This window comes from Altererythrobacter sp. CAU 1644 (assembly GCF_029623755.1).
GTDB lineage: Bacteria > Pseudomonadota > Alphaproteobacteria > Sphingomonadales > Sphingomonadaceae > Erythrobacter > Erythrobacter arenosus.
The window spans coordinates 1,195,530-1,215,189 of the sequence record NZ_CP121106.1 but is presented as its reverse complement, the minus strand read 5'-3'; the positions used below and the strand labels follow the sequence as shown (position 1 = coordinate 1,215,189).

Here is a 19,660-nt window from a genome sequence, read left to right as displayed (position 1 = left end):
ACCAGATGACCACCCTGTCCTTGCGCGACGATTTTCCCGGCCTGCGCACGGCGGACGGAAAGCCGTGGCACTATCTCGACACCGCTGCGACGGCGCAGAAACCGCAGGCGGTGATCGGCGCGATGGCACGCGCCCTGGGCGAGGACTACGCGACGGTCCATCGCGGGGTCTATTCGCGTTCGGCCGAAATGACGCTGCGCTACGAAGCAGCGCGGCGCCGCACTGCCGAATTCATCGGAGGGCGCGAAGACGAGGTGGTCTTCACCCGCGGAGCGACCGAAGCGATCAACCTCGTCGCGCAAACCTGGGGCATGACGCAGATCGGGGAGGGTGACCGGATCGTCCTCTCGACGCTCGAACACCATTCGAACATCGTGCCCTGGCAAATGGTCGCGGAACGAACCGGTGCGCAGATCGATGTCTGCCCGCTGACCGAGAGCGGTGAAATCGACCTTGGCGCGCTCGAGGCGCTGCTGGGTCCGCGGACCAGACTGGTGGCCCTCGGGCATGTCTCGAACGTGCTCGGCTCCGTGCTCGATGCGAAACGCGCCGCAGCGCTGGTCCATTCGGTGAGCGCAAAGCTGCTGCTCGACGGTTGCCAGGCGGCTCCGCGCCTCAAGATCGACGTTGCGGACATCGGCTGCGATTTCTACGTCTTCAGCGCGCACAAGCTTTATGGCCCGACTGGGATCGGCGCCTTGTGGGCGCGCAGAGAAATCCTCGACCAGATGCCGCCCTACCAGGGCGGGGGCGCGATGATCGATCGCGTCACTTTCGAGAAGACGACCTACGCCCCGCCGCCGCAGCGGTTCGAAGCCGGCACGCCGGCCATTGCCGAGGCGGTCGCGCTGCATGCCGCGATCGATTACGTCGAGAGCATTGGTCTGGCGCGCATTCACGCCACCGAGACCGAGCTGGTGGAACGCCTGCGCACGGAGTTGGGCGCGATGAACGACGTGACGCTGTTCGGCCCGTCTGACAGCGCGGGGATCGTCAGTTTCGCGATCGACGGGGTTCACCCCCACGATCTCGGCACCATATTGGATGAAAGCAGCGTCGCCATCCGCGCCGGGCACCATTGCGCACAGCCGCTGATGGATCACCTTGGCGTACCAGCGACTGCCCGGGCCAGTTTCGGCCTGTATTCGGACCACAGCGATGTCGATGCCCTGCTCGAGGGGATCGCCAGGACCAGGAGGATATTCGGATGAACAAGCCATCCGATGACAAGGAATTCATCGCGGCGCCCGCGCCCAATGAAGAGGTCGTCAAGCCTCCCCGTGCGCGCGTCTCCGATGCGGTCGACGAAGGCGAATCGCTGGGCGAGAAGCTCGAACGCAAGCGCGATTACCTCGAAGGGTTCCTGCAGAAGCAGCCCGAAAACCTCGGCGCGGGCGAACCGGGCGGCGAGCTGTACGAAGCCGTGATCGCCGCGCTCAAGGAGATCTACGACCCGGAAATCCCGGTCAATATCTACGATCTCGGCCTGATCTACGGCGTCGAGATCACCGACGAGAAAGACGCGCTGGTCACGATGACCCTGACGACGCCGCATTGCCCGGTCGCCGAAAGCATGCCGGGCGAGGTCGAATTGCGCGCCGCCAGCGTGCCCGGAGTGCGCGATGCCGAGGTCAACCTCGTCTGGGATCCGCCGTGGGGCCCTGACAAGATGACCGACGAGGCGCGCCTCGAACTGGGGATGTTGTGATGAATACCCGCGTAATTCCCGCTGCTGTCAAGCTGACGCCCGGCGCCGAAGCCCGGATTGCCGAATTGATGAGCAAGGCGCCGCAAGACGCGATCGGGGTCAAGCTGTCGACCCCGCGGCGCGGCTGCTCGGGTCTCGCCTATTCGGTCGACTACGTCACCGAAGAAGCCAAGTTCGACGAGAAGATCGAGACCCCCGGCGGGGTGTTTTACATCGACGGCGCGAGCGTGCTCTACCTCGTCGGATCGACGATGGATTGGGTCGAGGATGATTTCACCGCCGGCTTCGTGTTCGACAACCCCAATGCCAAAGGCGCGTGCGGCTGCGGCGAATCCTTTATGGTGTGAGCTTCGGGCTCAACCCTCGTCGATAATCCGGCTCAGAAGCGCGCGCTCGAGGTCGTCGACCTCGCCATCGGCGTCGATCATCTTCTCGAGCCATTCCTGCTCGTTGTCGGTGACCAGGTTCCCGGCGGCCGCGGCCTCGGTGTAGTTTGTGCCTTCGGGCTTCTTGCCGAAGACCTTGCCGAAGTGGTTCTGCACCTGCGGCATTTCCTTGGCCATCGCGCCGAAAAAGCGCCCGACGCTGGCCGAGTTGTCGGCGACGAAGCTCTCGAGTTCTTTGACGCGTTCGTGGCTGAGTTGCGCGTTCTGCAGGTGGAATCCCTTGAGGTAGTTGGCGACGCCATCAACGAACAGGTCGTCCCACTGCGGCGCGTTTTCCTCGTACAGCGTCTCGTCCTTGAGCCGGAAGAGCATCTCGGCGTCGTATCGGGTCACTGCGGCTGGTCCGTGGCCGCCGCTGGCGAAGATCAGCCGGCGCACGATGCGGCATTCGGCGGCGCTGATATGTGTCGCCGAAAGGTCGCCGCCGTGGCGGGTCGGGCCGGTGCCGGTCAGCACGGCCTGTTCGATCTGCCGCAATGCGTAGTGCTTGAGGCTGTCGGGGACATTGCGCGCACGCTCGACGATCCGCACCAGCACTTCGAGTTCGGCCATGGAATCGAGCCGCCCGTCGTGGTCGAGCGCGTGGACCAACCACTGCGCTTCCTCTTCGCTGCACATCTCGCGCGGCTCAGAACCGTTGAGCACGAATTCGGCCACAGCCTCGACGAAGAAATCGACCCATTCGGCGGTGGGATGGGCCAGCTGGCGGTTGATGGCGAAGATCGCCTCCGCTTCCTCGCGGTGGATCTGGCCGTCGCCCCAGCCGAGCTGTCGCAGGTTCTGCAACTCGGATGGCGATACGATCCCGTCTTGCGCGACCTGGTCGGCGAGTTCGGAGAATTGATAGCTCATGGCCCGTGCCCCTTTTCCCTCAGGCTCAGGCATCGCAACTCTTGCTTAAGATGGGGTTACCGCCGGGGGCGAAAGCCTCAATTCGCGCCCAGGGCGCGCACGCAGGCGGCGCGGTCGACGGACTGCCCATCGCTGCTGCGGCGGGCTTCGACATGGGTTGCGGTGGGGGCTGCGCCAGGGCTCAGCGGATAGAGATAGATGTCGAGCACGCAAGGTTCCCCGGCGAACTGCAGCTTACGCACGTCGCCCTCCTTCACGTCGAGCCGGGCCTTGCCGAACACCCGCTCCAGCGCGTCGGCGCGTTGCCCGATGACGCCCTCCAGTCCGGGCAGGCGCATGACCTGCGGGGCAATGAAGCGCGAATTCGGCGCCACGGGCTGCTGGGCCGGGGGGCTTTGCGGCGGCGGGGTGGCGGGGCGGACCGCTGCCGGGGCCTGCGGTCGCGGTTCGGGCTTGGGTGCAGAAACGCAGGCACCCAAGGTCAGCGAAGTCAAGAGAAGGGCGGCACTACGCATTGTCATTCCTCAACCGCCGATGGACGAGATGGGTCCCGGCAGCCGCGCCCAGCACCGGGGCCAGCAGATTGACGAACGGCACCAGCATGAGGCCGGCGACGGCGGCGCCCAGGATCAGGCGGTCCACGCGGCCCGCCGGGGAGCGCGCGCCCGGGTCCTGCCGGTGCCGCAACCACGCCATGTCGGTCAGTTCGCGGCCCAGCAAGATCGCATTGGCGCCGAAGAAGGCGATGGCGGGTCCGATCCCGGTCGGGATCAAGAGCAGGGCGATTGGAATGGCGAGCAGGTTGATCCCGATGGTCCGCGCGATGCTGCCGAGGCTGTTGGACAGGTCCTCGCGAAAGGGCAGGCGGCGCGCACCCAAGCTTGCGGCAGGATAATGCCGCGCCTCGACCGCTATCACGACCTCGTCGGCGAAGAACTGGAGGACGGCCACGGCGACGATGCGGAACAGGAACCACAGCGCGAAGAGCGTCAGAATGAGCGAGAGAATGGCGTAGGTTTCGCCGCCGAGGTCGAGGTAGCCGGACATGAGCCGGGGCAGACCTTCCGAAATTCCGAAGCCCAGCAACACGAACAACCCGATCGTGATCGCGATGCTCTTGGCCAGCACCCGCAGCACCGGCGGGTCGGACAGCTGGCGCATGGCCAGCACGAGGGCGTTGATGACTGCGGGCATGGGCTCTGCGCTGCGTTTCGGGTTGAAGCCGGGCCAAGTCAACGCCAATGCGCAGCATTCCCCTTGGCCTTCCACCGCTTAGCCGCTAGGCGACCGCGCAACTTCAAAGATTCAATTCAGGAACACCAGTGACAGAACCCCGCTACGACGTAATCGCCATCGGCAATGCCATTGTGGACGTGATGTCCCCCGCCAGCGACGAACTTATCGAGGAACTGCAGCTCAACCGGGGCGGCATGACCCTGGTCGATGCCGAGCGGGCCAAGGAGCTCTACGATGCGATGGGCCCCGCGCGCGAAATCTCGGGCGGTTCGGCGGCCAATACGCTGGCGGGCCTGTCGGCGCTGGGCGCACAATGCTCCTTCATCGGACAGGTGTCCGACGACCAGCTGGGCGAAGTCTTCGCGCATGACATTCGCGCCGTGGGGATCGATTTCGACACGCCAGTGCGCGCCGGTGATCCCTCGACTGCGCGCTGCCTGATCTTCGTGACGCCCGATGCGCAGCGCACGATGAACACCTTCCTCGGCGCGAGCCAGTTCCTCCCGGCCGAAGCGCTCGACGAAGAAGCCATTGGCGGGGCCAAGGTGCTCTATCTCGAAGGCTATCTGTGGGATCCCGAAGAGCCGCGTGCCGCCATGCGCCGCGCGATCGAAACCGCGCGCGAAGCGGGACGCGAAGTCGCTTTCACGCTGTCAGAGGTATTCGTGATCGATCGCCATGGCGACGATTTCCGCGCGCTGATCGAGGACGGGATGATCGATATCCTGTTCGCCAACCATCTCGAACTGTTCGCGCTCACGGGCACCGACAATATCGAGGACGGGATTGCCGCGATCAAGGACAAGGTGCCGACGCTTGTTGTGACCCGCAGCGCCGACGGGGCCATCGCCACCCGCAATGGCGAGCGCGCCGAAGTCGCAGCCGAACCGATCGATCGCGTCGTCGACACGACCGGCGCGGGCGACCTCTTTGCCGCGGGGTTCCTCTACGGCCACGTCAACGGCGAACCGCTCGAAACTTGCCTCAGGCGCGGTGCGATCGCCGCCTGCGAGATCATCTCGCACTACGGCGCACGAACCGAAACCGATCTCAAGGCCCTGATGGCCGCAAAGCTGGGCTGATCCTCAGGCGGCCTGGGCGCGCGCCTTTGCGGGCGCCGCACCGGCACCGCCTGCTCGCCAGCCAAGCCAACCCGCCAGGCCACCGGCCACTATGCCCGCCGTGGCCGTGATGGCGAGCGGGATCTGTGCGTAGGCGCTGAACACGGGGCCCAATTGTGGGACGAAGGGCGCATTCCACATGACGACCGCCTGGAGCGCCATGAAGAAGGAGGCGACAAGCCAGGGCGCGCCATTCTTGCGGTCCAGGAAGTAGAGCGTCAGCGCAAAGATGACGGCCAGCCCATCGCTGATAGCGATGACATCCTGCACTGCGTGCGGCCCTTCACTGCCGATGAAATTGGTCCACGGGAGATATTGGTCGAGCACCCGGCTGAATGGCGATTCGAACAGGATCAGCGGAGTCGCCAGCATGTACCCGGCATGTAGCTTGACCTTGCGACGGTTCTTGAGCGCCAGGTAGAACAGCGTGAGATAGGCGGCGATCGCGATCAGCATGCCGATCCCGAAGGATGGCCCGTTGTGCAGGATGAAGGGACTTTCGGCCGAGGCATAGCGATTGGCCGAGACGTCGATGATCATCACGAAACCGAGAATAAGGAACGGGAAGAGCGCGAAGCTCGCCCGGCCCATTTGCCGGTGGAATGCGTTTGATCGTCGGTGGATTGCGACGCTTTGGACGATCAGCAGGAGCAGCCAGGCGGATGAACTGATGGCGTGAAGGTGGAAGGCGAGCGGCACCTTCCCGAATAGCGACCAGTAGCTGGCCCAGAACCCGCCCAGAATGACGAGCAGAACGAAGCCGACATAATAATGTCCGTAGCGGTACGGCATGGAGAACCTCCCCCAGTTCTCGACCCGATCGCGACAATATCACGAAGAGGAGCCTGCCTCCAAGCGCGACCCATCGCGCATGCTGCCGGAAGCTAATAGGGCGACAGCTTCCGCTCCGGATCCTTGAGGGTGAGCATATAGTCGGTGAGCAGGTCGACGTGGTGCTCTTCCAGGTCGAAATCCATCACCTCGGGGTAGTTGTGGGCATCGGACAGGAAGCGGTGCATCGACCGCCGGGTCACGCCTTCGCGATTGACGATCTCGACGAAGGTCGGCGCATTGGGATTGGGCGAGAGGTGCAACGGCTCGACTGCGTGGCAGCCGGCGCACGCCGCTTGAATGAAGGCGAGATCCTCATGGCTGGTCGCCGCCGCGGTGGCCGGGCTTTCGGGCGCAGCCGTATGGGCGCACGAAGCGCTCAACAGCAATATCAGACTGACGAAACCCTTGGCTTGCATTGCTCGACTCCCTTGCATCCTCTGATCCAAGAGTGGACGAGTTTGCGCCGCAAAGCATTGATGTAGATCAAAAATGCCTGTCAGCCGCGATTGAGCTGCAAGCGACTACGCCTTGGGCGCAGGGTCAGTGGCGGCGAAAAAGGGCCGCCAGCGAGAAGCGCGTTTCCTCTTCCATCGGCTGGATCGGGCCAAAGATAGCGCGGCGAGCGATAGGATCGAGAGGTCGCTTCTGCGGAGACCATCCCCGCGAGCCGGAATTCTGGAAACGGAGCATTGCCATCATACCGTCCTTCGTAAGGCAAAGAGGGTATGCGACCTTTCTTTTTTATGGAGCGAGGATAGGCCTCGCCCGCAAATAATGGGAGGCTGATTGCGACAGACTTATCCACATTGTGGATAAACCGAATGGCCTGTTGCTCCGCTACAACGATTCAGGCCGTTTCCGACTCGCGCTCGACCTCGCGCCAGCCAATATCGCGGCGGAAGAAGCCGCTCGGGAAGTCGACCGAGTCGACCGCGCGATAGGCGCTGGCCTTGGCCTCGGTCACGCTGCGGCCGATGGCGGTGACGTTCAGCACGCGCCCGCCATTGGCGACCAGCTCACCGTCCTTGAGCGCGGTGCCGGCATGGAACACCTTGGCTCCTTCGCTCTCGGCCGAACCCAGGTCGAAGGAGCCACCCTTCTCGGGCGCACCGGGATAACCCCGCGCCGCCATCACCACCGTTAGTGCGGCATCAGCGTCGAAGCGGGCCTCGCATTCGGCCAGGCGCCCCTCGGCACAAGCGAGCATGATCTCGGCGAGATCGCTTTCGAGCCGCGTCATCAGGACCTGGCATTCGGGGTCGCCGAAGCGGCAATTGTATTCGATCAGCCTGGGCCCCTGCTCGGTCAGCATCAGCCCGGCATAGAGCACGCCGGAATAGGGGATGCCCTCGGCCTTCATCGTCGCGACGGTCGGCCCGATGATGTCGTCCATGACTTGCCGTTCGAGCGCCGGGGTCAGCACCGGGGCGGGCGAATAGGCACCCATGCCGCCGGTGTTGGGGCCGGTATCGCCCTCGCCCACGCGCTTGTGGTCCTGCGCGCTGCCGAAGGGGAGGATCGTGGTGCCATCGGTCAGCGCGAAGAAGCTGGCTTCCTCGCCGCGCATGAATTCCTCGATCACCACCTCGGCGCCCGCCTCGCCGAAAGCGCCGCCGAACATGTCCGCGAGCGCTGCCTCGGCTTCGTCCCGCGTTTCGGCGATCACCACGCCCTTGCCGGCGGCGAGACCGTCAGCCTTGAGCACATAGGGCGCGTCGAACCGGTCAAGCGCGGCTATCGCTTCGCCGAGCGCGGTCGTGCGGACATAGCCCGCGGTAGGGATCCCGGCGCGCTCGCACAGATCCTTGGTAAAGCCCTTGCTACCTTCGAGCTGCGCGGCCGCCTTGGAGGGGCCGAACACCGCAACGCCCGCCGCCCGCAAACTGTCGGCAAGACCGTCGACCAATGGTGCTTCGGGCCCGATCACGACCAGGTCGATGGCACGCTCGGCGCAGAACCGCGCGACCGCGGCGTGATCCTTCGCATCGAGCGCTACCAGCTCGGCTTCCTCGGCTATGCCTGGATTCCCGGGGGCAGCGTAGAGCTTCGCGCAAAGCGGGGATTGCGCCAGCTTCCACGCCAGCGCATGTTCGCGCCCGCCCGAGCCTAGCAGAAGGATATTCATGGCCGCTCCCGACAATTCCGAAGATTCTGGTGGGCTGGTAGCGCGCTCGACCGAGGGCGACAACGCCGAGCCGCTGACAATCAGCGAGATTTCCGCCGCGCTCAAGCGGACGGTCGAGGATCGCTTCGGCTTCGTGCGGCTGCGCGGCGAGTTGTCGGGCGTGAAGCGTGCGGCCTCGGGCCATCTTTACTGCGCGCTCAAGGACGAGAAGGCGGTGATCGACGGGGTAATGTGGCGCGGCAATGCCGGGCGGCTCGCCTTCGTGCCCGAGGATGGGCTGGAGGTGATCGCCTCGGGCAAGCTCACGACCTATCCGGGGCGCTCGAAATACCAGATCGTGATCGACAGCCTCGAGATCGCCGGCGAGGGGGCGCTGCTCGCCCTGCTCGAGAAGACGCGGAAGCGGCTCGAGGCCGAGGGGCTGTTTGCACGCGAGCGCAAGCGGGCCCTGCCGTTCCTCCCGCGGACGATCGGCGTCGTCACTTCGCCAACCGGATCGGTTATTCGGGACATCCTCCACCGGCTGGCCGATCGCTTCCCTTCGCATGTCCTTGTGTGGCCCGTGCTGGTCCAGGGGCAGGGGTCGGCCGAGCAGGTCGCGCAGGCGATCCGCGGCTTTTCTGGCCTTTCGGGCGATAATGGCATCCCTAGACCCGATCTCGTCATCGTCGCGCGTGGTGGCGGCTCGATCGAGGACCTGTGGAGCTTCAACGAGGAGATCTTGGTTCGCGCTATCGCCGAGTGTACCATTCCGGTGATTTCCGCGGTCGGGCACGAAACTGATACCACGCTTGCCGACCATGCCGCCGACCGGCGCGCGCCGACTCCCACCGCAGCAGCCGAAATGGCGGTGCCGGTGCGGGCCGACTTGGCGGCAACAGTGGCGGGCTTTGCCAATCGCCAGCGCCGCGCGGTCTATCGCCCGATCGAACTGGGGCGCGAACGGCTCGAAGCCCGCGTGCGCCGGATGCCGCGGCCGGAGCAACTTCTCCAGCCGCAAGCACAACGGCTTGATGAATTGTCCGAGCGCCTGCGCCGCGCGCTGATCGACCGTTCAGCAGGTGGACGCGAGAAGCTGGCGGGGCTTTCTGCGCGCCTCTCTCCCCACGTGCTCGAGCGGGGCTTGCGCGACGGCCAGCGCCGCCTTCAGAGCGCACGCCTCGTGCCCACCCTCGTCACCCGCCCCCTGGCGCAGAAGCGCGAGGGGCTCGACGCGCTGTGGCGGCTGGCAAGCCAGTTCCATCCGGAAAAGCCGCTCGAACGCGGCTATGCCATCGTCCGCGATCTCGACGGTGCAGCGCTGACGCGCAAGGCTGCAGCCGAGAAGCACGCAGCGATGCGCCTGCAGTTTGCCGATGGCGTGCTCGAGGTGACGCAGGGCGGTGCGCCCGCGCCCAGGCGCAAGCCTAAGCCGCAGGCTGCCAAACCCGTCCCGAAGCAGGACGACCTGTTCGGTTAATTGTCGGGCTAGCAGCGCTTTGCTAAGGGATTGGATATGTTGATGTCATCGAGCGACGACGGGGCGAAGCTTCACTACGGCCCCAATGATTTCCGCGTGCTGCGCCCCGGCCAGCATGTCTATTGCGCGGTTACCGGCGAGGCGATCCCGCTTGAGGAACTGCGTTACTGGAGTGCTGCCCGACAGGAGGCCTACGCCAGCGCTGAGGCGGCAACCAAACGCCTGACGGACGAGGCGTGATCCGGCTCTCCATGCGTCATGCCGCGATTGTCGGCGCGCTGGCGCTGCTCGCCGCATGTACGGCTGGCCAGGCTGAAAACGCCGAAGTCGAGCAGGCGCCGCCCACCGCGACGCCGTCAGCATCGATGACGCCCCCCGCGCCAGTCGCTCCGGCGCCCGCTCCGGTCGCGACGCCGGCGGGACCGGCGACCTTTCTCTACGAAGGCGAATTGACGCAGGGCGGGTGGATCCGGGGCCAGGCTCCGGCAGGCACTGAAGAGGCTTTGCTCAACGGAACGCCGCTGGCGCTCGACGATAAGGGCCGGTTTTTCGCGGCCTTCGATCGCGATGCCGGAAGCGAAGCAGTGCTGCGCGCGCAAATTGCGGGCGGCCGGGAAGACCTCGTTACGGTCGCGATCACGCCGCGCGCCTGGAATATCGAACATATCAACGTGGCGCGGCGCCCAAGCGGGCCGAGCGAGGCCTTTCTCGCCCGCCGCCGACCCGAACTTGCCGCGATCGGCGCGGCGCGGGCCAAGCAGACCGCGGCCGAGGGTTGGCGACAGGACTTCATCTGGCCGGTGAAGGGGCGCGTTTCGGGGCGGTTCGGCGCGCAACGCATCTATCGCGGCGAACCGGGCAGCTACCATTCGGGCATGGACATCACCACGGGCGAGAGCGGCACGCCGTTCGTCGCACCTGCCGATGGCGTGGTCGTGCTGGCGGTGCAGGATTTCTCGCTCGAAGGGAATCTGCTCATTATCGACCATGGGCAGGGTCTCAATAGCGCTTTCCTTCATGCTTCGCGCCTCGTCGTGAGCGAGGGACAGAGCGTCAGGCAGGGCCAGCATATCGGCAATATCGGTGCAAGCGGGCGCGCCACCGGCCCACACCTGCATTGGGGCCTCAAGTGGAACGACGCGCGGCTCGACCCGCTGCTATTCCTCGATTCGTCCGATTGATCACCCGCCTGCAACCCCGCTCGATCCGCCGCCTGGTGCTGCTCGCCATCGTTGCGCTGGCGCTCGCGCCGGGGACATTCGTGCGTACGGCAACGACCGAACCCGATCTGCGACCGATCCTCGATATCGTTCCGCTCGACATTCCGCAGCGCGCGCTCGGCGGCGGCCTGGCGGTCGAGAATATCTGGCACCTCTCCAGCCCGAACGAATATTTCGGTGGCTATTCGGGGATCGCGGCCCTGGGGTCGACCGATCTGTTGGCGGTGAGCGACAAGGGCGGATGGCTGCGATTCGACCCTGAGCGCCCGCGGCAGGCGCCAGAGTTCGGCCCGCTGCCGCGTGCCAACCTGCGCAACAAGCACCTCGTCGACGCTGAATCGATCGAATTCGATCCCGCGAGCGGCCAGATCTGGATCGGATATGAGGGGTCGAACTCGATCGAGCGATCCGCCCCCGGCTTCGGCCAACTCAAGATCGCCGAGCCGGCGGGCATGCGGCGCTGGCCAGGCAATCGCGGCCCTGAAGCCATGGCGCGACTTGCCGACGGGAGGTTTCTGGTGATCGGGGAGACCGCTCCTGGCTGGGTAGGCGACGGCTTCCCTGGGCTGCTGTTCAATGGCGACCCGGTCGAAGGGGCCGAAGCGATCGAGTTTACCTTCTCGCCGCCGCCGGGTTTCCGGGCGACCGATCTCGCGGCGCTTGCCGATGGCAGGGTGATTGTCCTGTTGCGCGCGATCGAGAACTACCTGCCGCCCAGGTTTGCGATCCGTTTCGCCATTGGCGAACCCACGGAGATCGAAGAAGGCTCGGTCTGGACCACCACTCCCCTTGCGGGGCTCCCCAATGATATGCCTTCGGACAATTTCGAGGGACTCGCTGCCATCGAGAATAGCGACGGCAGCTACACGCTTTGGCTGATCTCGGACGACAATGGGGCCGTGCTCCAGCGTACGCTGCTCTACCGCCTACGCTGGGATCCGGCCCAAACGGCCCGATAGACGCGAAAAAGCGCGCAGGGTTGCCCCTGCACGCTCCTGCTGTTCCTGAAGGCCAGAAAGCCGGAAGGATTAGGCTGCTGCGAGCGCCTTCTTGAGCTCGCGCTTCACCTTCAGCGCGTTCGCCGAAAGCTTGTCGTCCGAAGTCTTGAGCAGCCAGTTGTCGAGGCCGCCATTGTGCTCGACCGAACGCAGGCCCTGCGTCGAAACGCGGAACTTGAAGCTGCGGTCGAGCTTCTCGCTCAGCAGCGTGACGTTCTGCAGGTTCGGCAGGAAAACCTTCTTGGTCTTGTTGTTGGCGTGGCTCACATTGTGGCCGACCTGGCGGCCTTTGCCGGTCAGTTCGCAGATGCGCGACATGGTATCTCTCGTTCGTTCACAATAAGGGGCGGGCCATTTGATTCGGCCACCCAGTTGCTCGGGTTATCCCGGAAAGCGGCGCGCATAGCGGTGGCCTCCCGAATCGTCAAGCATATCGTCACCTTGTTGCGCCTTTCGCAGGTTGAGTTTAGCGCCCTGTATCCATGAACAGGTGGCCGATCCCCGACGCGATGCGCCAGGCGCTCAATGCCGCGCGTGCAGCAGGCGCTCAGGGTGAGGTTCCGATCGGCGCGGTGGTTGTGCGCGGGGGCGAGATAATCGCGGTGGCGGCGAACCAGACGCGGGAGCCACCCGATCCCACCGGCCATGCCGAGATCCGTGCACTCCGGATGGCAGCGGAAAGGCTTGGGCAGGAGCGGCTGACCGATTGCGACCTCCACGTGACCCTCGAACCCTGCGCCATGTGTGCCGGGGCGATCAGCCATGCCCGGATCGCCCGGCTCTATTATGCGGCGCCCGATCCCAAGGGGGGTGCAGTGGAGCATGGCGCGCGCGTGTTCGAACAGGAGCAATGCCTGCACGCACCTGAGGTTTATTCGGGCATGGGCGAGGCAGAGGCAGCGGAGTTGCTGCGCGGGTTTTTCAGGGAGCGTCGCTAGCGTCTAGCCGCCGGTCCATCGCCGAAAGGCGTCGTCAAGCCAGCGCTGGTACCATGGGCCGAAGGTCAGGATCGCTCCGCGCTCGTCGCGGACCGGCACGACCCCTTCGCCGTCGGCGCGCTTGTCGAACCAGATCTGGCCTTTGCCCGGCCCGGAAACGACGAGCAGGTAGAACAAGGCGCAGCCATCTGTCGCGATCTCGATGGCGCCAGCGATCACCGAGCAGGAATAGTAATCTTCGTCCGGAATGGAGTCGTTGTCGCCCCGTCCGACAGCGAGGCGGCTCTCGTTCCAGGTGTCGATCAGGCTGAAGTCCGTTGACAGGTTTTGCAGCAACTCTTGAGGAAGCTGCTCCTCCTCACCCTCACCAAGGGGGAAGATGCCGTATCCGGGCCCTGCCCCGCCATTGCCGAGCTCGATCAGGAATTTTCGATAATCCTCCGGCAGGGTGACGCCATGAGCTTGTTCAAACGCAGCGACCTGGTGCTCGGAAGCCGTCGGTTCCATGCGATAGTGGTGCGACCAACCATAGAAGTCTGTCGTTTCGCCCTGTTCACGCGCACCCCAGTTCTCGGGCCATTCGCGCTCGGCAAGGGCCGCCAGCTTCTCACGGATCGCATCGAAATCCATGGCGCTCAAAAACCTCGCCAGATCTTGGCCTTCACGCCATCCCCGGCACCGAAGCGTGCCTTGTCGCAGTGGGCCGGGCGGAAGCGCTTCGAATAGCAGAGCTTCAATTCCTTGAGCCAGCCGCGGTCATTGAGATGCACACCGACCGCCTCGGCCGTCCAGCCGGGATTGGCTTCGACGAACGCCCCGCGAATATCGCCGACAGTTAAGTCATCGCGGCGCGAGATGCGATCGTAGTCCGGCAAGCGATAGCTATCCCACAGGATGTTCGAAACCCGGAAGTATGTATCGGGTCGTCTGACCATGCAGCTGCCGTGCTTGGCCCATTGGTGCGTGACGAGGGCGGCAGAGGGGCTGCGGCAGAGCTGGCCGGCGATGGCGGCATTGGTGGGGCGCCGCGTGGTCGGGCACCATTGCGGCCAGGTTCTCCCGCCCTCAGGCCATAGCCCGTGGAGGACGAAGCCGAAGCGGCCGTTGCGCCCGGAGCATTGCAGGGCCTGCGCGCGGTTGCCCTCGCGTCCGCGGCAGAACTCGGGGCTCCAGCTGATTGCCATGGTGTAGCCGGTGACGGGCAGCTGGCGGACCGGGCCCGATCGCTCGGCAGTCGGCGGCGTGACCGCGCGTGGCATGCGGCATTGGTAGGCCTGGGCCGAGGCCGCGGCCGGAAGCAGGATTGCAACGAGGGTAATGGCCGCCCGCCCGATCATAAGGGCGTGAAGTCCAGTCCGATATCGGCGGCAGGCGCGCTTTGGGTCAGCCGACCGACCGAAACGTAGTCCACCCCAGTCGCGGCCTTGGCCTTGATGGTGTCGAGGTTGATCCCGCCGCTGGCCTCGGTCGGAACCCGGCCAGCCACAATGCCTACGGCTTCGCGGAGGGCGGGCGGGTCCATATTGTCGAGCAGCAGGCGGGTGGCGCCTGCTGCAAGTGCAGGCTCGATCTGGTCGAGCCGGTCGACTTCGCAGATGATGTCCTTCACGCCGGCCGCGACGGCGCGGCGCACCGCCTCGCCCACCGAGCCGGCGACGAGAACGTGATTGTCCTTGATCATCGCCGCGTCCCACAGCCCCATGCGGTGGTTGGCGCCGCCGCCCATGCGCACCGCGTATTTCTCGAGATGCCTGAGGCCCGGAATGGTCTTGCGCGTGTCGAGCAGCGTGCAATCGGAATTGTCCATCGCCGAGACATACTCGGCGACCATGGTGGCAATGCCTGAGAGGTGCTGCACCGTGTTCAAGGCGCTGCGCTCGGCGGTCAGCATGGCGCGGGCATTGCCGGTGAGCCGCATCAGGTCGGTTCCGGCAACCACGCTTGCGCCTTCCTCGACGAGGATCGCGATATCCATCTCGGGATCGAGCGCGCGGAAGAAGGCTTCGGCCACCGGCAGGCCTGCGACGTGGATGGCGTCACGCGTGTCCATCACGCCGGCAAAGCGCGCATCGGCTGGGATCACGCTTTCGCTGGTGACGTCGTGCCCTCCGCCGGGCAGCCCTTCGCCGAGGTCTTCTGCCAAAGTCTCGCGCACGAATGCGGCAAGGTCGAAGCCGGGGAGCGAAAATGTCATCGGTTCTCAATAGCCGGTCGCGAAGTGACCGCAAGCACGACCGTGCACCCGCAGGCGCGCAGAGCGAAGCGAGGGAAGAGCGCTGAGGACCAAGCCGCGGTTGCGGCTTCGCAAATCGTCAGTGAACGAAGCGGGCCACGACGTCGCGATAGCTGCGCGAAACCTTCACTTCCGCACCGCTCTCAAGCACCAGGAAGCACTCGCCATTGGTATGTGGCTTGACCTGGCGCACCTGGTTGAGGTTGACGATGGTCGAGCGATGGACGCGCTGGAAATTGCGCGGATCCAGCCGACGCTCGAGATCCTTCATCGTCTCGCGCAGGATCAGCGAATTGTCGCCGGTGTAAATGCACATGTAGTCGCCCGCGGCTTCGATGTGCTCAATCGATTCGACCTCGACGCGGAAGATCTGGCCGCGATCCTTGATGTTGATGAGCTTCTCGAAGCGGTCGCTGCTCTCGCCGTCCGAATCGGCGAATTCTTCCGCCTTGTCGGGCGCGACTTCGCTCAGCACGTTCATCAGTTTCTCGGCTTCGTCTGCGCCCTTCTTCTCGGCCAGGCGCTGGCGGACGCGCTCGATCGTATCAGCCAGCTTGTCCTCGTCGACCGGCTTCATCAGGTAGTTGACCGCATTGGCTTCGAAGGCGCGGATGGCATGCTCTTCGAAGGCCGTGACGAAGACGAACAGCGGCGGTTCGATTTCCATCACGCCTTTGACCACCGAGAACCCGTCGAAACCGGGCATCTGGATGTCGAGGAAGACGAGATCGGGCTTCTCGGTCTTGATCTTGCGGATCGCCTCGCGACCGTTCGAGCAGGTGCCGATGATCTCGACGTCCTCGAACGGTTCAAGCCTCAGCTGCAGGCCTTGGATAGCCAGCTTCTCGTCATCGACCAGGATAGTTCGGATTGTCATGCGTTACTTCCAATAGGGCGGCCCGCTTGCAGGGGTACAACGGGCTCAGGGGCAGGTGGTTTCAATTGCGCGGGCTGTGCCGACGGTTCGGGGCTCTCGGCCCGTTCGATTTCGAAAGGGATCTCGATCAGGACGCTGAAGCCGCCGCCGGGTTCGGACCGCGTTTCGAAATGGTGGTTCTCGCCATAGGCCTGCATCAGCCGGTTGCGGATATTGGCGAGCCCGACCCCCGTCGATATAGGTTCGTCAGGCCGGTTTTCCAGTGAGGTGAGCAGGTCCCGGTCAGTGGCGCCATCGACTCCCGGCCCGCTGTCTTCCACGGTGATTCGCACTCGCTCGCCGACAACTCGCGCGGTCAGCGCGATTTCCGCACCCTCCTCCTGTGCCGAAACGGCATATTTAATCGCGTTCTCGACCAGAGGCTGCAGCAGCATCGACGGGAGCCGCGCATCGCACGCCGCGTCCTCGACCTCGAACCGAGTGCGCAGCCGCTCCTCGAACCGCATCCGCTCGATCCCGAGGTAGAGCTTGAGCGTCTCGATCTCCTGCGCCAGCGTCACCTGGCTGCCCGGTTGGGTCACCAGCGTGTGGCGCAGGAACGAGGAAAGGCGGGTCAGCATGGCATTGGCTGGCTCGGTCTGCTTGAGCAGCACCAGCGTGCTGATCGAATTCAGCGTGTTGAACAGGAAGTGCGGGTTGAGCTGGTAACGCAGCATGGCGAGCTGGGCACTGGTGGCCTGGGCCTCGAGCCGTTCGAGCCGGTCGGCCTGCTCCTCGATCGTGAGGAAGTAGTTGGTGGCGTAATAGAGCGCGCTCCAGCCGCCGAGCAGCGTCAGCGGGATATAGCTGAGGCCGATGAATCGCTGGGCGAAGGTCGTCTCGCGGATCCCGGCGTAATAGATCCCCTGCACCCATGCATCGATCGAGGCGTGGACGATGACCGCGCCGAACAGCACCAGGCCGGTGACGCCCCAGGTCACCAAGGCGCGGCGATTGATCAGCTGGCGGTAGATTACCGAGAGGATCAGGCTGATCGAGAAGCCGGTGATGGTGGTCACCAGGATTACGGCGAGCAAATCCCACGATTGTCCATTGGCCAGCGCCGACATGGCGCGCAGCAGAAATGCTCCCCCCCAGCCGGCCAGCTGGAGGTTCCAGAACGCCCTGTTCTTGTTGGCAAAGAAGGGCGTAGGGCGGAAGGGCAGGACTGCCATGACCGGCCCTGATAACCGATTTGTCGGATTCGTGCAGAATGTTTTGCCCGATTCCGGCGCGTGGGTTACACTGTTCGCCTTAGGGAGACCGACCATGAATGCGCACGCCGACACCCTGAATGCGGAGCACGAACACGCAAAGTTCCGCGAAATGAAGGAAGGGACCGCCCAAGATTGGGCGATCATCGGCAAGGAATACATGGAACACGCGAAGGGACTGCCTGACCGCGTGCTCGACCACCTAAGGCTGCTAGAGGGGGATTTCGGCGGCTTTCCTGTCGATCGCCTCGAGCATAGCCTGCAGACCGCCACCCGGGCGCATCGCGACGGCCGTGACGAGCAATATGTGGTGATGGCCCTGCTGCACGACATCGGCGACACGCTGGGAAGCTACAACCATCCCGAGGTGGCGGCTTCGATCATCAAGCCGTTCGTGAGCGAGGAAGTGCACTGGATCTGCCAGAATCACGGCGCCTTCCAAGGCTATTACTACTTCCATTTCCTCGGCATGGATAAGGATGCGCGCGAGAAGTTCCGCGGCAGCCCCTATTTCGACGCCTGCGCGGAATTCTGCGAGAAATACGACCAGGCAGCTTTCGATCCCGATTACGACAGCGAGAACCTCGACTTCTTCGAGCCGATGGTCCGGCGAGTGATGGCGCGGCCTCTGGCCTCCATGTACTCAAAGGCCTTGATCGAAGACGACTAGTTCGCAGCTTCCGGGAGAATATCCCGGCTGAAGTGCGTCGACCAGTCAGCCACGCCTCCCGTGCCTTGCACGGCAGAGATTGAGTCAATCTCTGCGCGGATGACCTGCAACCGCTCGTCCCACCCATCGTGAGACCTGCGGCGAAAGATTCCGCCATCATTGGCTGGGCCCCAACGCTCCATGAAACGGGCGGCGGCGGCAGGCTCGTAACCCGCATTGGCGAGCAACCACGGCATCAGCCGGTCGGCCTCGCGCTCGGTTCTCCGGACATTGTGCTGCTTGCGTCCATTGGCATCCAGCCATTGCCGATGCCCGAGGATATTGTGCGCGAGCTCATGCGCTATCGCGGCAGCGAATTCCTCCTCGGGATAGGCGAGGCCGACGAACTTCGTGCCGATCTGGACCCGCTCGCCATCCGCGACGGCGCGGGCACCGCCTCCAGCGAGCTCGAACCGCGAGGTGCAGGCTTCGCGGCCGCTGATGGCTATTTCTCCGCCGTTGGCAAGGCCGATCGCCACCGATCCCTCTCGTGCCATGGCAGAATCGATCGCATCGTGGAGCCGCTTGTCGCGGCGCCAGTCGAGCCGCGCTTCGGCTGGCCAGACCGAAAGCTTGTCGCCATCGATCGTGCGGATCTCGGTGCCGGGGACGAGCTGCGTATCCGCAGCCGGCGAATCGGCGGCTATGGCAAGCACTGCGAAATCGCCATCGAGACCGAGCAGGCTACGCATCTGCTCGGGTGCGCCATAGCTGCGCATGTCTTGCAGCTGGAGCCCGGCCGCGAGGCGAGTGTCCGCACAGAACGGCGCGTTGCCTGCGACCAGTTTCCAGCCAACATCCTGAAGCAACTGGTTCTGGGTGAGGTATAATTCGTGCTCGACCGCCACCGGGTCGAGCGGTTCGTGCGCCTCGGCGGCATGAATCGGCCACCAACCCACCAGCAGCAGAAGCGCAGCAAGGCCAGCCGGATACCGCATCAGTCTGCGGCGCTGTCGATCGCCTTCTTGAGCGCTCCGAAACCGACCGCGCCCTCGAATGCCTGATCTTGCGTCACCCAGCTTGGCGTGCCGGTGAAGCCAAGTTGCTGGGCGAGGGAATGATTGCGCGCCATCTCCGCGTCGACTTCGGGCGACTGCCCGTCTGTCTTGGCCCGTTCGAGATCGAGTCCGGCTTCGTTCGCGGCCTGGATAATCGATTCCGGCGTGGCCGGGGCCAAGCGAAACATCGCGTCGTGGAAAGCAGCGTATTTGCCCTGCATCGCGGCGGCGAGCGCCATTCGCGTCGAAAGCTCGCTCCCCTGGAAGATCGGCCATTCGCGAATGACGATCTTCAGGTCGGGGTCCTGCTCGATCAGGCGCGCGACGTCGGCCTGGCTCGATTTGCAGTAAGGGCAGTTGTAATCGGTGAATTCTACCAAGACTTTTGAACCATTGGGGTTACCCAGCACCGCGCCGACAAAGGGTTTGCGCACCGCATCGCCAATTCCCTCGAGACGCGCCTGTGCGTCCTGCCGCTGGTAGGCATCGGCCATTTGCGGCAGCAATTCGGGGTGCTCGAGCAGGTAGCTGCGGGTGCGCTGATCGGCGAGGCCGCTCCATGACCAAATGCCTGCGCCCACAAAACCGAACACCAGAGCCAGCACTGCCGTCAGCAGCATCGAACGCACATTCACCACCATCATTGCCCCCGG

The 19,660-nt window shown here is 64.6% G+C and carries 24 protein-coding genes; 10 read left to right on the top strand and 14 right to left on the bottom strand.

Features of this window, described 5'->3' with window-relative positions; translation table 11 throughout:
- Positions 1–5: 5 nt before the first annotated feature.
- From P7228_RS05945 to P7228_RS05935, 3 genes are read left to right on the top strand one after another with little or no spacing between them, the layout of a single operon-like run.
- The gene (locus P7228_RS05945; RefSeq protein ID WP_278017715.1) at positions 6–1,211 is read left to right on the top strand and encodes an aminotransferase class V-fold PLP-dependent enzyme; all 1,206 of its coding nucleotides are present in this window, start codon (positions 6–8) and stop codon (positions 1,209–1,211) included.
- Entirely contained in the window at positions 1,208–1,708 is a 501-nt protein-coding gene (locus P7228_RS05940) for an SUF system Fe-S cluster assembly protein (protein WP_278017292.1), read from the top strand. Before P7228_RS05945 ends, P7228_RS05940 begins: the two co-directional genes overlap by 4 nt.
- Entirely contained in the window at positions 1,708–2,055 is a 348-nt protein-coding gene (locus P7228_RS05935) for a HesB/IscA family protein (protein WP_278017291.1), read from the top strand. Before P7228_RS05940 ends, P7228_RS05935 begins: the two co-directional genes overlap by 1 nt.
- A gap of 9 nt (positions 2,056–2,064) precedes the next feature.
- Here the strand turns inward: P7228_RS05935 and P7228_RS05930 are convergent, their stop codons facing one another.
- The 3 genes from P7228_RS05930 to P7228_RS05920 form a co-directional block, all read right to left on the bottom strand.
- The gene (locus tag P7228_RS05930) at positions 2,065–3,006 is read right to left on the bottom strand and encodes a hypothetical protein (protein WP_278017290.1); all 942 of its coding nucleotides are present in this window, start codon (positions 3,004–3,006) and stop codon (positions 2,065–2,067) included.
- Between the two features lie 77 nt (positions 3,007–3,083).
- The gene (locus P7228_RS05925) at positions 3,084–3,527 is read right to left on the bottom strand and encodes a hypothetical protein (RefSeq protein WP_430732504.1); all 444 of its coding nucleotides are present in this window, start codon (positions 3,525–3,527) and stop codon (positions 3,084–3,086) included.
- A complete protein-coding gene (locus P7228_RS05920) occupies positions 3,514–4,200 on the bottom strand; it encodes an EI24 domain-containing protein (RefSeq protein WP_278017289.1) in 687 nt (228 codons plus the stop codon). Before P7228_RS05920 ends, P7228_RS05925 begins: the two co-directional genes overlap by 14 nt.
- A 128-nt stretch (positions 4,201–4,328) precedes the next feature.
- On the opposite strand from P7228_RS05920, the gene P7228_RS05915 reads away from it, so the two are divergent.
- Complete coding sequence (locus P7228_RS05915) at positions 4,329–5,324, top strand: adenosine kinase (protein ID WP_278017288.1); 996 nt, start codon at positions 4,329–4,331, stop codon at positions 5,322–5,324.
- 3 nt (positions 5,325–5,327) lie between these two features.
- On the opposite strand, the gene P7228_RS05910 is transcribed toward P7228_RS05915, so the two are convergent.
- The 3 genes from P7228_RS05910 to purD all read right to left on the bottom strand — a co-directional run bounded on the left by P7228_RS05910 (position 5,328) and on the right by purD (position 8,322).
- On the bottom strand, positions 5,328–6,155 hold the full coding sequence (locus P7228_RS05910; protein WP_278017287.1) for a hypothetical protein: 828 nt from the start codon (positions 6,153–6,155) through the stop codon (positions 5,328–5,330).
- A gap of 92 nt (positions 6,156–6,247) precedes the next feature.
- Positions 6,248–6,613 (bottom strand): hypothetical protein, encoded by a 366-nt coding sequence (locus tag P7228_RS05905; protein WP_278017286.1) that lies wholly within the window; start codon positions 6,611–6,613, stop codon positions 6,248–6,250.
- Between the two features lie 431 nt (positions 6,614–7,044).
- The gene (gene purD, locus P7228_RS05900) at positions 7,045–8,322 is read right to left on the bottom strand and encodes a phosphoribosylamine--glycine ligase (RefSeq protein ID WP_278017285.1); all 1,278 of its coding nucleotides are present in this window, start codon (positions 8,320–8,322) and stop codon (positions 7,045–7,047) included.
- On the opposite strand from purD, the gene xseA reads away from it, so the two are divergent.
- From xseA to P7228_RS05880, 4 genes are read left to right on the top strand one after another with little or no spacing between them, the layout of a single operon-like run.
- Positions 8,321–9,781 (top strand): exodeoxyribonuclease VII large subunit, encoded by a 1,461-nt coding sequence (xseA, locus tag P7228_RS05895; protein WP_278017284.1) that lies wholly within the window; start codon positions 8,321–8,323, stop codon positions 9,779–9,781. The two genes, purD and xseA, sit on opposite strands and share 2 nt — an antisense overlap.
- A gap of 36 nt (positions 9,782–9,817) precedes the next feature.
- Positions 9,818–10,021, top strand: coding sequence for a DUF2093 domain-containing protein (locus P7228_RS05890; protein ID WP_278017283.1), 204 nt, complete (start codon positions 9,818–9,820; stop codon positions 10,019–10,021).
- Positions 10,018–10,962: a M23 family metallopeptidase gene (locus tag P7228_RS05885; RefSeq protein ID WP_430732503.1), complete on the top strand. Its 945-nt coding sequence runs from the start codon at positions 10,018–10,020 to the stop codon at positions 10,960–10,962. The genes P7228_RS05890 and P7228_RS05885 overlap by 4 nt, the downstream gene beginning before the upstream one ends.
- On the top strand, positions 10,959–11,960 hold the full coding sequence (locus P7228_RS05880) for an esterase-like activity of phytase family protein (RefSeq protein WP_278017282.1): 1,002 nt from the start codon (positions 10,959–10,961) through the stop codon (positions 11,958–11,960). Before P7228_RS05885 ends, P7228_RS05880 begins: the two co-directional genes overlap by 4 nt.
- Positions 11,961–12,029: 69 nt before the next feature.
- Here the strand turns inward: P7228_RS05880 and rpmB are convergent, their stop codons facing one another.
- Complete coding sequence (rpmB, locus tag P7228_RS05875; RefSeq protein ID WP_278017281.1) at positions 12,030–12,317, bottom strand: 50S ribosomal protein L28; 288 nt, start codon at positions 12,315–12,317, stop codon at positions 12,030–12,032.
- Between the two features lie 164 nt (positions 12,318–12,481).
- Here rpmB and P7228_RS05870 point away from each other — a divergent pair, with 164 nt between their 5' ends.
- Complete coding sequence (locus tag P7228_RS05870) at positions 12,482–12,937, top strand: nucleoside deaminase (RefSeq protein ID WP_278017280.1); 456 nt, start codon at positions 12,482–12,484, stop codon at positions 12,935–12,937.
- A gap of 3 nt (positions 12,938–12,940) precedes the next feature.
- Here the strand turns inward: P7228_RS05870 and P7228_RS05865 are convergent, their stop codons facing one another.
- The 5 genes from P7228_RS05865 to P7228_RS05845 all read right to left on the bottom strand — a co-directional run bounded on the left by P7228_RS05865 (position 12,941) and on the right by P7228_RS05845 (position 17,261).
- A complete protein-coding gene (locus P7228_RS05865) occupies positions 12,941–13,567 on the bottom strand; it encodes an SMI1/KNR4 family protein (protein ID WP_278017712.1) in 627 nt (208 codons plus the stop codon).
- A 5-nt stretch (positions 13,568–13,572) separates the two neighbouring features.
- Positions 13,573–14,274 carry a ribonuclease T2 family protein gene (locus P7228_RS05860; RefSeq protein ID WP_278017279.1) on the bottom strand — a complete coding sequence of 234 codons (702 nt, stop codon included), beginning with the start codon at positions 14,272–14,274 and terminating at the stop codon, positions 13,573–13,575.
- Positions 14,271–15,131, bottom strand: a complete 861-nt coding sequence (gene nadC / locus P7228_RS05855) for a carboxylating nicotinate-nucleotide diphosphorylase (protein WP_278017278.1) — start codon at positions 15,129–15,131, stop codon at positions 14,271–14,273. The genes P7228_RS05860 and nadC overlap by 4 nt, the downstream gene beginning before the upstream one ends.
- A gap of 118 nt (positions 15,132–15,249) precedes the next feature.
- Positions 15,250–16,047, bottom strand: a complete 798-nt coding sequence (locus P7228_RS05850; RefSeq protein ID WP_278017277.1) for a LytR/AlgR family response regulator transcription factor — start codon at positions 16,045–16,047, stop codon at positions 15,250–15,252.
- Complete coding sequence (locus P7228_RS05845; RefSeq protein ID WP_278017276.1) at positions 16,044–17,261, bottom strand: sensor histidine kinase; 1,218 nt, start codon at positions 17,259–17,261, stop codon at positions 16,044–16,046. The genes P7228_RS05850 and P7228_RS05845 overlap by 4 nt, the downstream gene beginning before the upstream one ends.
- 94 nt (positions 17,262–17,355) lie before the next feature.
- Between P7228_RS05845 and P7228_RS05840 the strand changes: the two genes are divergently transcribed.
- Positions 17,356–17,970 (top strand): HD domain-containing protein, encoded by a 615-nt coding sequence (locus tag P7228_RS05840; protein ID WP_278017275.1) that lies wholly within the window; start codon positions 17,356–17,358, stop codon positions 17,968–17,970.
- On the opposite strand, the gene P7228_RS05835 is transcribed toward P7228_RS05840, so the two are convergent.
- Positions 17,967–18,947 (bottom strand): M48 family metalloprotease, encoded by a 981-nt coding sequence (locus P7228_RS05835; protein ID WP_278017274.1) that lies wholly within the window; start codon positions 18,945–18,947, stop codon positions 17,967–17,969. The genes P7228_RS05840 and P7228_RS05835 overlap by 4 nt on opposite strands.
- The gene (locus tag P7228_RS05830; RefSeq protein ID WP_278017273.1) at positions 18,947–19,651 is read right to left on the bottom strand and encodes a DsbA family protein; all 705 of its coding nucleotides are present in this window, start codon (positions 19,649–19,651) and stop codon (positions 18,947–18,949) included. Before P7228_RS05830 ends, P7228_RS05835 begins: the two co-directional genes overlap by 1 nt.
- Positions 19,652–19,660 lie beyond the last annotated feature (9 nt).

Excerpts from the sequence above, each read along its gene's own strand:
- P7228_RS05835 (WP_278017274.1), bottom strand. The coding sequence starts at position 18,947 with ATGCGGTATCCGGCTGGCCTTGCTGCGCTTCTGCTGCTGGTGGGTTGG.
- P7228_RS05905 (WP_278017286.1), bottom strand. The coding sequence starts at position 6,613 with ATGCAAGCCAAGGGTTTCGTCAGTCTGATATTGCTGTTGAGCGCTTCG.
- P7228_RS05865 (WP_278017712.1), bottom strand. The coding sequence starts at position 13,567 with ATGGATTTCGATGCGATCCGTGAGAAGCTGGCGGCCCTTGCCGAGCGC.
- P7228_RS05920 (WP_278017289.1), bottom strand. The coding sequence starts at position 4,200 with ATGCCCGCAGTCATCAACGCCCTCGTGCTGGCCATGCGCCAGCTGTCC.
- nadC (WP_278017278.1), bottom strand. The coding sequence starts at position 15,131 with ATGACATTTTCGCTCCCCGGCTTCGACCTTGCCGCATTCGTGCGCGAG.
- P7228_RS05910 (WP_278017287.1), bottom strand. The coding sequence starts at position 6,155 with ATGCCGTACCGCTACGGACATTATTATGTCGGCTTCGTTCTGCTCGTC.
- P7228_RS05940 (WP_278017292.1), top strand. The coding sequence starts at position 1,208 with ATGAACAAGCCATCCGATGACAAGGAATTCATCGCGGCGCCCGCGCCC.
- P7228_RS05845 (WP_278017276.1), bottom strand. The coding sequence starts at position 17,261 with ATGGCAGTCCTGCCCTTCCGCCCTACGCCCTTCTTTGCCAACAAGAAC.
- P7228_RS05935 (WP_278017291.1), top strand. The coding sequence starts at position 1,708 with ATGAATACCCGCGTAATTCCCGCTGCTGTCAAGCTGACGCCCGGCGCC.
- purD (WP_278017285.1), bottom strand. The coding sequence starts at position 8,322 with ATGAATATCCTTCTGCTAGGCTCGGGCGGGCGCGAACATGCGCTGGCG.
- P7228_RS05830 (WP_278017273.1), bottom strand. The coding sequence starts at position 19,651 with ATGATGGTGGTGAATGTGCGTTCGATGCTGCTGACGGCAGTGCTGGCT.
- rpmB (WP_278017281.1), bottom strand. The coding sequence starts at position 12,317 with ATGTCGCGCATCTGCGAACTGACCGGCAAAGGCCGCCAGGTCGGCCAC.
- P7228_RS05850 (WP_278017277.1), bottom strand. The coding sequence starts at position 16,047 with ATGACAATCCGAACTATCCTGGTCGATGACGAGAAGCTGGCTATCCAA.
- P7228_RS05925 (WP_430732504.1), bottom strand. The coding sequence starts at position 3,527 with ATGACAATGCGTAGTGCCGCCCTTCTCTTGACTTCGCTGACCTTGGGT.
- P7228_RS05870 (WP_278017280.1), top strand. The coding sequence starts at position 12,482 with ATGAACAGGTGGCCGATCCCCGACGCGATGCGCCAGGCGCTCAATGCC.
- xseA (WP_278017284.1), top strand. The coding sequence starts at position 8,321 with ATGGCCGCTCCCGACAATTCCGAAGATTCTGGTGGGCTGGTAGCGCGC.
- P7228_RS05890 (WP_278017283.1), top strand. The coding sequence starts at position 9,818 with ATGTTGATGTCATCGAGCGACGACGGGGCGAAGCTTCACTACGGCCCC.
- P7228_RS05930 (WP_278017290.1), bottom strand. The coding sequence starts at position 3,006 with ATGAGCTATCAATTCTCCGAACTCGCCGACCAGGTCGCGCAAGACGGG.
- P7228_RS05945 (WP_278017715.1), top strand. The coding sequence starts at position 6 with ATGACCACCCTGTCCTTGCGCGACGATTTTCCCGGCCTGCGCACGGCG.
- P7228_RS05860 (WP_278017279.1), bottom strand. The coding sequence starts at position 14,274 with ATGATCGGGCGGGCGGCCATTACCCTCGTTGCAATCCTGCTTCCGGCC.
- P7228_RS05840 (WP_278017275.1), top strand. The coding sequence starts at position 17,356 with ATGAATGCGCACGCCGACACCCTGAATGCGGAGCACGAACACGCAAAG.